11 protein-coding genes are annotated in these 11,938 nt (G+C 59.5%); 5 read left to right on the top strand and 6 right to left on the bottom strand.

Annotation, left to right across the window (positions count from 1 at the left end; all coding sequences use genetic code 11):
• Positions 1–140 precede the first annotated feature (140 nt).
• The 5 genes from QZ511_RS09255 to QZ511_RS09235 all read left to right on the top strand — a co-directional run bounded on the left by QZ511_RS09255 (position 141) and on the right by QZ511_RS09235 (position 4,960).
• Entirely contained in the window at positions 141–1,313 is a 1,173-nt protein-coding gene (locus tag QZ511_RS09255; RefSeq protein ID WP_295801915.1) for an acyl-CoA dehydrogenase family protein, read from the top strand.
• 31 nt (positions 1,314–1,344) lie between these two features.
• On the top strand, positions 1,345–2,115 hold the full coding sequence (locus QZ511_RS09250) for an SDR family NAD(P)-dependent oxidoreductase (protein WP_295801914.1): 771 nt from the start codon (positions 1,345–1,347) through the stop codon (positions 2,113–2,115).
• Between the two features lie 76 nt (positions 2,116–2,191).
• A complete protein-coding gene (locus QZ511_RS09245) occupies positions 2,192–3,355 on the top strand; it encodes a CaiB/BaiF CoA-transferase family protein (protein WP_295801912.1) in 1,164 nt (387 codons plus the stop codon).
• 9 nt (positions 3,356–3,364) lie between these two features.
• Positions 3,365–4,156, top strand: coding sequence for an enoyl-CoA hydratase-related protein (locus tag QZ511_RS09240; protein ID WP_295801911.1), 792 nt, complete (start codon positions 3,365–3,367; stop codon positions 4,154–4,156).
• 33 nt (positions 4,157–4,189) lie between these two features.
• Positions 4,190–4,960, top strand: a complete 771-nt coding sequence (locus QZ511_RS09235; protein WP_295801909.1) for an SDR family oxidoreductase — start codon at positions 4,190–4,192, stop codon at positions 4,958–4,960.
• A 62-nt stretch (positions 4,961–5,022) separates the two neighbouring features.
• Here the strand turns inward: QZ511_RS09235 and QZ511_RS09230 are convergent, their stop codons facing one another.
• From QZ511_RS09230 to narH, 6 genes are read right to left on the bottom strand one after another with little or no spacing between them, the layout of a single operon-like run.
• Positions 5,023–7,740, bottom strand: coding sequence for an MFS transporter (locus QZ511_RS09230; protein ID WP_295801906.1), 2,718 nt, complete (start codon positions 7,738–7,740; stop codon positions 5,023–5,025).
• 30 nt (positions 7,741–7,770) lie between these two features.
• Positions 7,771–7,977 carry a hypothetical protein gene (locus QZ511_RS09225; protein WP_295801904.1) on the bottom strand — a complete coding sequence of 69 codons (207 nt, stop codon included), beginning with the start codon at positions 7,975–7,977 and terminating at the stop codon, positions 7,771–7,773.
• A complete protein-coding gene (locus tag QZ511_RS09220) occupies positions 7,970–8,923 on the bottom strand; it encodes a peptidylprolyl isomerase (RefSeq protein WP_295801903.1) in 954 nt (317 codons plus the stop codon). Before QZ511_RS09220 ends, QZ511_RS09225 begins: the two co-directional genes overlap by 8 nt.
• Before the next feature lie 9 nt (positions 8,924–8,932).
• A complete protein-coding gene (gene narI / locus QZ511_RS09215) occupies positions 8,933–9,688 on the bottom strand; it encodes a respiratory nitrate reductase subunit gamma (protein ID WP_295801901.1) in 756 nt (251 codons plus the stop codon).
• An 11-nt stretch (positions 9,689–9,699) separates the two neighbouring features.
• On the bottom strand, positions 9,700–10,392 hold the full coding sequence (gene narJ, locus QZ511_RS09210) for a nitrate reductase molybdenum cofactor assembly chaperone (protein ID WP_295801898.1): 693 nt from the start codon (positions 10,390–10,392) through the stop codon (positions 9,700–9,702).
• Entirely contained in the window at positions 10,392–11,918 is a 1,527-nt protein-coding gene (gene narH / locus QZ511_RS09205) for a nitrate reductase subunit beta (protein ID WP_295801896.1), read from the bottom strand. Before narH ends, narJ begins: the two co-directional genes overlap by 1 nt.
• Between the last annotated feature and the right edge of the window lie 20 nt (positions 11,919–11,938).

Genomic DNA, 11,938 nt, shown 5'->3' with positions numbered 1-11,938 from the left:
GTCTTGTGAGACCTTCCGCGAGAGGGACCTCGCGGAAGAGCCCCCAGGGATGGGTTTACGGCGTGTCTCGCAAGACCGCACCCGGTAGCGACACCGCCACGGATATATCAATACATAATTCTAATAATCGGGTTCAGTCGATGCTGAAGAGAAACTTCACCGAGGAACAGGTGATGTTCCGCGACGCCTATCGCAAGTTCCTGCACGAACAGATCGTGCCCTATATGGAAGGCTGGCGAGAGGATGGAATCGTGGATCGCCAGGCGTTCCGCAAGGCCGGGGAAATGGGTTTCCTGATGGTGTGGCCGGACGAAGAGTACGGTGGCCTGGGGGATGACGATTTCCGCTTCGAGCAGATCATCATCGAGGAAAACCAGTACGCCCTCACCGGGGACTGGTATGCCACCCTGCACAGCCGTCTGGTTGGCCCCTACCTGAAACGCTTTGGCAGCCGCGAGCAACTGCAACGGTTTATGCCCGCTTGTGTCAGCGGCGACATTATTCTCGCCATCGCGATGACCGAGCCCGATGCGGGCAGCGACCTCGCCGGCATGCGCGCCACCGCCATCGACCAGGGCGACCACTTCCTGCTGAACGGCAGCAAGACGTTTATTTCCAACGGCGTCAATGCCGACCTCATTATCGTTGCCGCCAAGACCGACCCGGTAAACAACCCGCGCCAGATCGGCCTGTTCCTGGTGGAGCGGGGCATGGATGGCTTCGAGCGCGGGCGCAACCTGAAGAAAATGGGCAAGAAAGCCCAGGATACCGCGGAGCTCTTTTTCACCAATGTCAAAATCCCCAGGGCGAACGTGCTGGGAGATCCGGCAAAGGGCTTTTCCTACCTGATGGAGGCGCTGGCGGAAGAACGCCTGATCGCAGCCACGGAATTCATCGCAGCCGCCCAGAAAGCCTTCGACATCACCCTGGATTTTGTGTGCGAGCGCAAGATGTTCGGCAAAACCCTGGCGGATTTCCAGAACACCCAGTTCAAGCTAGCGGAACTGCGCGCGGAACTGGATATGCAGCAGGTGTATATCGACCAGTGCGTGGCAGCGGTAAACCAGGGTGCGCTTTCGACCATCGATGCCGCCAAGGCGAAACTGGTCACTAGCGAACTGCTCTGTCGCGTGGTTGACGAGGGGGTACAGCTGCACGGGGGCTCCGGTTATATGGACGAGTACCCGATTTCCCGTATGTATACCGATGCGCGTATTACCCGTATCTACGCGGGCACTTCCGAAGTGATGAAACTGCTGATCAGTCGCGATTTCCTGCGCGACGATTACGAGCAGTTTGTCGACCGTCTTTAATAAACAAAAATCGTAGTGAGAGGTGGGAATTATGGATATCAAGGGAAAAACCGCAATTGTGACCGGTGGCGCATCCGGCCTGGGTCAGGCGACGGTCGAGCGTTATATTGCCGACGGCGCCAACGTGGCCATTTTTGACCTGGACGAGAAGGGTGGCACGGCGCTGGCGGAGAAGCTGGGTGAACGCGCCCTGTTCTGCAAGGTCAACGTGGCCGATGAGGCATCCGTAGCGGAAGCGATTACCGCGGTGATCGAACAGTTCGGGGCACTGCATATCGTCAACAACTACGCCGGTATCGGTTCTGCCTGCAAGACCTACGGCAAGAATGGCCCGCACCCCCTGGACAGCTATATGAAAGTGGTGATGGTGAACCAGGTGGGCACCTTCAATGTGGCGCGACTGGCCGCCGAGCGCATGGCGGCCAACGAGCCGGTCAACGATGACGGCGTGCGCGGGGTAATCATCAACACCGCCTCCGTTGCCGCCTACGAAGGCCAGGTGGGTCAAGTGGCCTACAGTGCGACCAAGGGCGCGGTGGTGGGTATGACCCTGCCGATGGCCCGAGAACTGGCCAGTTATGGTATCCGCGTAAATACCATCGTCCCGGGGCTGATCCATACACCGCTGTTTGAAACCGTGGAAGAGTCCTATTACAAATCACTGGAGGCGTCCACCGTGTTCCCGCAGCGCCTGGGCAAGACCAGTGAGATCGCGGCGCTGTCGGCACATATCGTCGAGAACGACTACATCAACGGTGAGTGTATCCGTATGGATGCCGGCATCCGCATGCAGCCGCGTTAAGTCAATTTTCTCTCTGTTGCCTGTCTAGACCCGCTCTGCGGGCTCTTTTTCCGGCAACCGGATATCGGAGTGAATCATGGGTGTATTGAGTGGGTATCGCGTCATCGAACTGGTGGGGATGGGCCCCTGTCCCATGGCCGGCATGCTGTTTGCGGATATGGGCGCTGAAGTAATTTGCGTGGACCGCGGGTTGCAGGTCGACCCCATGTACGCCAAGGACATGAGCCGCCGCGGCAAGAAGTCCGTGGTACTCGACCTGAAGAGCGATGAGGGCAGGGCGGTGTTCCTCAAGCTGGTGGCCTCCGCCGATGTGCTGATCGAAGGCTTTCGCCCGGGAGTGATGGAAAAACTCGGGATCGGTCCGGATGAATGCATGGCGGTGAACCAGAAACTGGTATACGGGCGCATGACCGGCTGGGGGCAGGACGGCCCGCTGGCCAACAATGCCGGTCACGATATCAATTACATCGCGCTCACCGGCGCCCTGCACGGTATTGGCCGCAAAAACGAAAAGCCGATGGTACCGCTTAATCTGGTGGGCGATTTTGGCGGCGGCACCATGTTTCTGGTGATGGGGGTTCTCGCTGCGCTGCTGGAAGGCAAGATGTCCGGCAAGGGGCAGGTGGTGGATGCGGCGATGGTGGACGGGGTGGCCAACCTGATGTGGATGTGCCACAGCTTTCATGCCGCCGGTATGTGGAACCTGGCGGAGCGCGAAAGCAATATTCTCGACGGCGCGGCATTTTTTTACGATACCTACGAAACCCGGGACGGCAAGTACATTGCCCTGGGCTCCATCGAACCACAGTTTTTCGCCCGCTTTGTGGAGCTGGCGGGACTGGATAAAAACACCTTCAACAGCGCCGCGCAGGCCAACCCATCTCGCTGGGCGGAACTGAAACAGCAGCTCGCCGAAAAAATCCGCGAGAAGACCCGCGACGAGTGGTGTGCATTACTGGAAGACAGTGATGCCTGTGTCTCGCCGGTACTGAGTGCCGATGAAGCGCCGCAGCACCCGCACAATACGGCGCGCGACAGCTATATCCCGGTCGATGGCTATCTGCAGCCTTCACCGGCCCCCCGCTTCAGTCGTACACCGTCGTCGGTGCTACATGGCCGCCGCCAGCCGGGTGCGGATACCGCCAACGTCCTCGCGTCCCTTGGTTACAGTGAGGAAGAGCTGGAAGCACTGCAGAAGACCGGCACCGTAAAAACCACTGCCACTGTGGAATCAGCATAAGGAACGATTATGGAACTCTATGAAACAGTGCTGTACCGGGTGGAAAACCGGGTGGCGATCGTCACCCTGAACCGGCCGGAATCGCGCAACTCCCTGAACCAGAAACTGCGCCTGGAATTGCGGCATGTGATCGAAAAGGCCAATGCGGATGACGGGGTGCGAGCGGTGGTGATCAATGCCGCGGGCAGTGGCTTCTGTGCCGGGGCCGACCTTACCGAGCGCCTGCCGGGTGCCGAGCGCGACGGCTTTGTTACCGAAGTTTTGAACGGCGAGTACCACCCCATCATTCTGGGAATCCGCAAATCCCCCAAGCCGTATATCAGTGCGGTACAGGGCGCAGCCGCCGGGATCGGCTCCTCCATCGCCATGGCCTGTGACCTGATGATCATGGCCGACAATGCATTCCTGTATTCCGCCTTCGGCAGTATCAGCCTGTTGCCGGATGGCGGTAACCACAAGATGCTGCTCGAGCGCCTGGGCTCCAAGCGTGCATTTGAGATGATCGCACTTTCGCAGAAGCTGGACAGCGCTCGCTGTGTGCAGCTGGGGATTGCCAACCGCGTGGTACCGGCGGATGCACTGGAAGCGGAAGCCCTGCGTTTCGCCGAACAGGTGACGGCGGCGGCGCCGCTGACACTGCGCTATTCGAAACAGGTGCTGCGGGAGGCAGAGACCTACGATCTAGAATCGGTAATGGCACTGGAAGCAGAAATCCAGAATCTGCTATTCCGCAGTCGCGACTTCCGCGAGGGCGCCCAGGCGTTCTTCGAAAAACGTCAGCCGGAATTTGAAGGACGCTGAAAAGTCTGGGGAAGGCGGGGGAGGATCCAAGGAATGATAGAGAACCTTTTTTCACTGCAGGGGAAAACCGCACTGGTCTCCGGTGCTTCCAGCGGCCTCGGGGCGTATTTTGCCGAAGTGCTGGCGCAGGCCGGCGCCGAGGTCATTATTGCTGCGCGCCGGGTAGAAAAACTGGATGAGCTCGCGGGAAAAATTGTCGCCAATGGTGGCAGGGCCAGGGTGGTGGCGATGGATGTGGCCAGCCCCGAAAGTGTCGAACTTGCCTTTCAGGCCATCGACGCAATGACCGGGCAGCTGGATATCCTGGTCAACAATGCCGGGATCAGTACCAAACCCGGCAGGTTTGTGGAGCAGGAAGAAGATATCTGGGGCGGGCTGCTGGATGTGAACCTGCGCGGTGTGTGGCGGGTTGCCCGCGAAGCGGCGATCCGGATGAAGGCGCACGGGAGTGGAACCATCATCAATACCGGTTCCATTTACAGCCTGTGCACCGGCATCATGAAAACCGATTACAACGTGTCCAAGGTAGCGGTGGCGCAGCTGAGCAAGAATATGGCGCTGGAGCTCGGCCGTTACGGGGTACGGGTGAATACATTGTGTCCGGGGTATTTTGCGTCCGATATCAACGCCGCAGAATTCGGCACCGAAAAGGGGCGGGAATATATTCGCAAGCTGGTGCCCCAGCGCCTGGGGGAATACCGTGAGCTCGCGGGGCCACTGCTGCTGCTGGCCAGTGATGCAGGCAGCTTTATCAACGGCGTCGCGCTGCCGGTGGATGGGGGCAGTCTGCTGAGCCCGATTTAACGCAGTGACACCCCGGTGATTCTGCCAGCGGGGTGTCGATGTCCCGGGGTAGTGCAGACCGGTTATTTTCCGCGGCGTCGCTCCACATCGTACAGCAGCCCGTGGCGCGCGGAATAGAAATGCCAGGTGATGAGCAGGCATACCACGTAAAATGCGAGGAAGCACCACAGCGCCGCATTTGCCGACCCGGTCATCTCGATTGATGTGCCGTATGCCTTGGGAATGAAGAAGGCTCCGTAGGCGGCAATTGCACTGGTAAAGGCGATGATGGCAGCACTCTCCCGATCGATCTGGCGCTGCAGGTCTTCGCCGGACAGGCCGGGCATCAGCCGTGGTACCTCCTTGCCCATGATCACCGGTATCATCTGGAAGGTCGAAGCGTTACCCACCCCGGTAAGGAAGAACAGGGCCAGGAAACAGCCGAAGAAGCCCATGAACGCACCGGGCGCCTGGTTGTTGGTGAGGAAATAGATTACCCCGAAAACCGCCACGATCATCAGTGCAAAGGTCCAGAAGGTAACCCGCGCACCGCCAAACTTGTCGGCCATCCAGCCGGTGCCGGCGCGGCTAAGGGCACCCACCAGCGGTCCGAGAAATACCAGTTTCAGTGCATCCACTTCCGGGAACTGCAACCGCGAAAGCAATGGGAAACCTGCGGAATAGCCGATAAAACTGCCGAAGGTGCCCGTATACAGAATACACATCAGCCAGTTGTGTTTGCGCTTGAATATGATGGCCTGGTCGCTGAAGCTGGAGCGGGCGTCGGCGATGTCATTCATTCCCCACCAGGCGGCTACCGTGGACGCAATAATCAGTGGTACCCAGATAAAGCCCGCATTCTGCATCCACAGCAGGGTGCCATCACCGGCTTGCTGAGGCTCGCCACCGATCACCCCGAACACTCCGACGGTAATCACCAGCGGCACCAGGAACTGCATCAGGGACACACCCAGATTGCCAAGGCCGGCATTCAGGGCCAGTGCGTTGCCTTTTTCCTTTTTCGGGAAGAAAAACGCAATGTTGGCCATCGACGAGGCGAAGTTGCCGCCGCCGAAGCCGCACAGCAGTGCCAGTACCAGGAAAATGAGGAAGGGGGTATTGGGATCCTGCACCGCATAGCCCATGCCAATAGCGGGAATCAACAGTGAAGCGGTGGACAGGGTGGTCCACAAGCGGCCGCCAAATATGGGTACCATAAAGCTGTAGAAAATCCGCAGGGTGGCACCGGACAGGCCCGGCAGTGCTGCCAACCAGAACAACTGCGATGGAGTGAAGTCGAAGCCGATGGCGGGCAGGCGGGCGACCACCACGGACCACACCATCCACACCGCAAACGCGAGCAACAGCGCCGGGATTGAAATCCACAGGTTGCGCCTTGCAATGGCGCGTCCTTTGCTTTCCCAGAACTCCGCGTCTTCCGGATGCCAGTCCTGCAGTTCCCGCTGCCCTTCGGCGCTGGATAGTTCTGCGAAGGTTTTTTTAACTTGTGTTTCCGAGGGTTCCCCGGCGAAACCGGAAACGCCTTTTACATCTGCCCGCTCTTCCGCCTGGATGGCCAGGTGCATCCAGATCAGCGAAAACACCACGATGGCAAACAGGATGGCAAAGCAGCTGGTATAGATTCCGGTCAGATCCAGTGCCATGCCAAAAATGATCGGCAGGATAAATCCACCGAGGCCGCCGATCATGCCCACAAGCCCGCCGACGGAGCCTACGTGCCGCGGGTAATACATGGGAATGTGTTTATAGATTGCCGCTTTTCCCAGGCTCATGAAAAAGCCGAGAATGAACAGCGTAACCACAAAGGGCCAAAGTCCCATTTCCGTAGAAAAGGAGAGGGGACCGCGTTTGGTATCGATAATGTACTGGGTTGGCGGGTAGGAGAGCATGAGCAGCAGAACCAGGGAAAACCCGAAGGTCCAGTACATCACCGACCGGGCACCAAAGCGGTCCGAGAGGTGTCCGCCATAGGCGCGGAACAGCGATGCCGATAGCGAGAAGGCGGCGGCGCAGCTACCGGCGACTTTCAGGTCCACTTCGTAGACGTCCACCAGATAGTGGGGCAGCCACAGGGCCAGGGCGACAAAGCCACCGAAGACAAAAAAATAGTAGAGCGAGAAGCGCCACACCCGGATATCTTCGAGGGGCGCGAACTGCTGTGCAAAGGAAACGGGCTTGGCACCGGACGAGCGCTGTGCAAGCAGCTGCGGTTCATCCTTTGCCATGAGATAAAAAACAATGCCTATCAGGGCGAGGGCGGCGGCCCATACATAGGCCACCGTGTGCCAGCCGAACGCGACCATGATAAAGGGTGCTACAAATTTGGTGACCGCAGCACCCACGTTGCCCGCACCGAAAATACCCAGCGCGGTGCCCTGCAATTCCGGTCCATACCAGCGCGAAACATAAGTTACACCGATAATAAACGATCCCCCGGCAAGGCCGATCCCCAGTGCCGCCAGCAAGTACATCGGATAGGAGGAGGCGAGGGTCAGCAACCAGGTGGCGAGCGCCGCAAGCAGCATCTGCAGGGAGAATACCAGCCGGCCGCCATAGCGCTCGGTCCAGATACCGAGAACCAGGCGGGTTACCGATCCGGTGAGGATAGGCGTGGCCACCAGGATACCGAACTGGGATTCGCTGAGCCCCAGCTCTTCCTGGATGGCGATGCCAATGATCGAGAAAATCGTCCACACCGCAAAACACGCGGTAAACGCGATGGTGCTGAGAGTTAGCGCGCGGGTCTGATCGGACTTGGAAATTTCGGCTGTCGAGTTCATGTGGACGGCTCCCTGTTAAATCCAACCGCCTCAGGCAAAGAAAATGTAGAGGGTGATCAGCACGCAGGCGATCACCACGAATGCCCATACCAGTGGCCAGCCGCTCGATTTCCTGGTGGTCACATGCACGTTTTCCATCGGGTCGTGGCCCTGCTGGTCGGGGCCGTAGGTGTCGTCGTGCACCGCGTGCAGGTCCGGGTTCAGGTGGGCGTCCTTGGGCGGTTTTTTCTCAGTCATGGGCTTGGCCCTCACTTTGTATGGCAACCGGATCGAGTTGCACACCTTCAATCTTTGCGCGGCGCGCCAGTTCAACGATGTACCGGGATGCAGCGTTTACCCAGGCGCGCGCTTCCAGCAGGTCGATAATCTTTTCCCTGGCAAGTTCGAAGGGGAGTGTCTGCCCGTCGATCTTGCGTTGCAGGCGTACCAGGTGCCAGCCGAAGCGGCTGCGAACCGGTTCCCGGGCGCTGCACCCTTCCTCCAGGGTTTCCAGTACCGCGTGCAGCGACCGGTCCAGTTCACCGCGCCGCACCTGACCCAGGGAGCCCCCCTGCTGGGCGGTGGGGCAGCCGGAAAATTCCTGTGCGGCGTCGGCAAAGCGCCGGGCATCGTCAGCCAGTTCGGCTGCCAGTGCCCGTGCTTTCTGCTCGGCGTCGCGCCAGCCCTGGTCACTGTCTTCCGCAGGTTCGATCAGGATGTGCGCCGCTTCGAATAGATCCGGCGTGCGGAAGCGGTGCAGATGGCCATCGTAATAGCGGCGGCACTCCTCCTCGCTGACCTGCGCCGGGGGCAGCTCCTGTTCCAGTAGTGCGCGCACGGTGGCGTCATCGTCGGTTTCGGTACATTCGTCCGCGCTCCGCTCCGGCTGCGGATCGATACGCCGGCTGGCGGCCTCGTGCAGCAACAGTTCCTTTATCACCAGCGCGCGTGCGGCTTCATGCCATGCGGATTCGGCGTCGCCGGCGCGGTGATTCTGCATTTCCCGGGCAATCTGGTCTTCCGGGATTTGCACACCGTTGACGCTGACCACACCGAAGGCGAGCACCGGCGGCTGCGGTCGGGCGGCAGCTGTCGAGCAACCGCAGCCTCCGGTTTCGCAGGCGCTGGGCAGCACGGGTTCCGGGTGGGTGTCTGCAGTGTTCGGTGGTATCTCTACATAGCGTATGGCGCTGTCTTTACTCATGGTTCGCGCTCATTTGTTGGATGCGGCAGGGCGGCTGCCGCTGGTTGCTGCCGGCACCGGGGTGGTGGACTTTCTGCCCAGCCGCCGTGAACGCACGACCTGGTAGCCCGGGCGCAGCAGGTAGGCAACCGGCGCACTCCAGATATGCACCAGGCGCGAAAAGGGGGTGATCAGGAACAGTGTCAGTCCCAGTACGATATGGACCTTGTATACCAGCTGCGCATCGATGATCAGGTCGGCGGCTGCGGGATTGAAGGTGAGAACCCCCTGGGCCCAGCCCATAAACAGCACCATGGCTTCGCCATCCAGGTGATCCATGGTCCAGATGGTGGTCGCGAGGCCCAGCAGCAGCTGTATCCACAGCAGCAGGAGCACCAGGATGTCACCCACCGAGGAGCTGCGCCGGATACGCGGGTCGAACAGGCGCCGATGCAGCAGCAGGCTGCAGCCAATAAATCCCAGGATCCCGGCGATGCCACCCACTATCAAAGCCATCAGCTGTTTGAAGCCGTGACTGATGCCGAGGGCGTCAAAAAAGCCGATGGGTGTGAGCAGGCCGACAAAGTGCCCGAACAGCAGGATCAGTACCCCGAGGTGAAACAGGTTCGATCCCACCATCAGCTGCTTGCGACGCAGGAATTGGGAAGACTGTGAGCGCCAGGTGTACTGCCCCTTGTCGAAGCGGATGATGCTGCCGAGAATCAGCACCGTGAGGGCAACATATGGATACCAGCCAAACAGCAAGTAGTTGATGAAACTGTGCATGGATTTGCCTCTCAATTATCACTGGAGCTCATGATCAGCTTGCCCGCGGCCTTCAGTTTCTCCACCACGCCGCTGACAGGCCGGCCCTGAGTGGATGCCATAAAGGTCACCGGCTCCTCTTCCCAATCCTCGTCCACGGACTTTGTCTCGGATGCCCGTCCCCGTTCCACAAGTTCGCGCACCGATTCCGGGTCGGGCTTTTCCCCGGCCATTGTCAGCAGCCCGTGAAAAATCGCCGCATACTCGGACTGGCACTCTTCCAGCCGCTGCAGTAGCGCCGCAAATACATGGGATGGCCGCGACAGCCAGTCGCGGGCCTCGTCCTCTGACAGGCAGGAGACAAATTCGAGAAACATCGGAATAAAGTCCGGCAGTTCTTCCCGGGTCATCAGGAAACCGCGCTCAATGTATGCTTCCCCCAGGTCGATCATCGCCTGGCCGCGGTCGCGGCTCTCGCCGTGAATATGCTCGAAGAAGTGCAGTGACAGGGCGCGGGAGTTGTCGAACAGGCCCGAATAGTCGATCTGCAGCTCAAGCAAAGGCAGGTGTTCAAATTTATCCAGCAGCGGTGCCAGGTAAGTGCGGCTTGCGGCGGGCAGTGACGCTTCGGAATCCAGCGCGTCCCGTACCTCGGCAATATGCGCCTTGAGGGTTTCGCTGGGATAGTCCATCAGTAGCGCCAGCGCGCGTAGGGTCCTTTTCATCAGGAAGCATCCGTGTAGGGTTTGCGCGGCATCTTTTTGGGGCCGCCGAATACATCTCTGTCTTTACTCTTGCCGTTGCGCGGCTCGGTGAAGGCGAAGCCCGCAGTGCCCCGCAGCTGGTAGGCGTTTTCGTCGAACTCCCGGTGGTTGGTGGGAATGACATAGCGATCTTCGTAGGCGGCCAGCGCCATATAGCGGTACATCTCCTCGATGGTGGCACTGTTCAGGCCCACGTTCTGCGGGATCTTTTCATCGCTCACCCCATCCACCGTCTTCCCCCGCATATAGGCGCGCATGGCCAGCATGCGCTCCAACGCCCTGGCAACTGGCGTTTCGTCGCCGGCGGTCAGCAGATTGGCGAGGTAGCGCAGCGGGATGCGCAGGGAGCGTACATCGGGCATGCCGTTGTTGACTGCCATCTTGCCGGCTTCCGCTGCGGACTGGATCGGGGACAGCGGCGGGATATACCAGACCATCGGCAGGGTGCGGTATTCCGGATGCAGCGGAAACGCCACCTCCCACTCCATGGCCATCTTGTACACCGGGGATTTCTTCGCAGCATCGAGCCAGGCTTGGGGAATCCCCGCACGCAGCGCCCGTTTCTGCACTTCGGGGTCGTGGGGATCCAGGAATATGTTCCGCTGTGCCTGGTAGAGATCCTTTTCATTTTCGACCGAGGCCGCCGCTTCAATCTTGTCGGCATCGTAAAGCAGGACGCCCAGGTAGCGGATGCGGCCGACACAGGTCTCCGAGCACACCGTGGGCATGCCGGCTTCGATCCGGGGATAGCAGAAAATGCACTTTTCCGATTTCCCGGTGGACCAGTTGTAATAGATTTTCTTGTACGGGCAGCCGGAGACACACATGCGCCAGCCGCGGCACTTGTCCTGGTCGATGAGAACTATGCCGTCTTCTTCGCGCTTGTAAATGGCCCCCGATGGGCAGGAGGCGACACAGGAGGGATTGAGGCAGTGTTCACACAGCCGCGGCAGATACATCAGGAAGGTCTGTTCGAACTGGCCGTAGATTTCCTTTTCTACCCCGGAAAAGTTGTAGTCCCGGGAGCGCTTGCTGAACTCACCGCTGAGGTCATCTTCCCAGTTGCCGCTCCATTCGATTTTGGTCAGGGCTTCACCGGTGACCAGGGAGCGGGGTTTGGCCGAGGGTTGCGCCTGTAGCTCCGGCGCTTTCTGCAGCCATTCGTACTCGAAGGTGTAGGGCTCGTAGAAGTCGTCAATTTCCGGGAGATCCGGGTTGGCAAAGATATTCGCCAGCAGGCGCCACTTGGACCCGGCGCGGGGCTGCAGCTTGCCGTTTTTTTTGCGCACCCAGCCACCGTTCCAGCGCTCCTGGTTTTCCCAGTCCTTGGGATAACCAATGCCCGGCTTGGATTCAACATTGTTGAACCAGGCATACTCGACGCCTTCGCGGTTGGTCCATACGTTCTTGCAGGTAATTGAACAGGTATGACAACCAATGCACTTGTCGAGGTTCAACACCATCCCGATCTGCGCCCGGATTTTCATCGCGCTTCCCTGTGAATTTA

Source organism: uncultured Microbulbifer sp. (assembly GCF_913055755.1).
In the GTDB taxonomy this organism is placed as follows: domain Bacteria; phylum Pseudomonadota; class Gammaproteobacteria; order Pseudomonadales; family Cellvibrionaceae; genus Microbulbifer.
This window is presented reverse-complemented; position numbering and strand designations above follow the sequence as displayed.

Bases quoted from the DNA above. Each gene is read 5' to 3' on its own strand.
- QZ511_RS09240 (WP_295801911.1), top strand. From the start codon at position 3,365: ATGGAACTCTATGAAACAGTGCTGTACCGGGTGGAAAACCGGGTGGCG.
- narI (WP_295801901.1), bottom strand. From the start codon at position 9,688: ATGCACAGTTTCATCAACTACTTGCTGTTTGGCTGGTATCCATATGTT.
- QZ511_RS09255 (WP_295801915.1), top strand. From the start codon at position 141: ATGCTGAAGAGAAACTTCACCGAGGAACAGGTGATGTTCCGCGACGCC.
- QZ511_RS09230 (WP_295801906.1), bottom strand. From the start codon at position 7,740: ATGAACTCGACAGCCGAAATTTCCAAGTCCGATCAGACCCGCGCGCTA.
- QZ511_RS09220 (WP_295801903.1), bottom strand. From the start codon at position 8,923: ATGAGTAAAGACAGCGCCATACGCTATGTAGAGATACCACCGAACACT.
- narJ (WP_295801898.1), bottom strand. From the start codon at position 10,392: ATGAAAAGGACCCTACGCGCGCTGGCGCTACTGATGGACTATCCCAGC.
- QZ511_RS09225 (WP_295801904.1), bottom strand. From the start codon at position 7,977: ATGACTGAGAAAAAACCGCCCAAGGACGCCCACCTGAACCCGGACCTG.
- narH (WP_295801896.1), bottom strand. From the start codon at position 11,918: ATGAAAATCCGGGCGCAGATCGGGATGGTGTTGAACCTCGACAAGTGC.
- QZ511_RS09235 (WP_295801909.1), top strand. From the start codon at position 4,190: ATGATAGAGAACCTTTTTTCACTGCAGGGGAAAACCGCACTGGTCTCC.
- QZ511_RS09250 (WP_295801914.1), top strand. From the start codon at position 1,345: ATGGATATCAAGGGAAAAACCGCAATTGTGACCGGTGGCGCATCCGGC.
- QZ511_RS09245 (WP_295801912.1), top strand. From the start codon at position 2,192: ATGGGTGTATTGAGTGGGTATCGCGTCATCGAACTGGTGGGGATGGGC.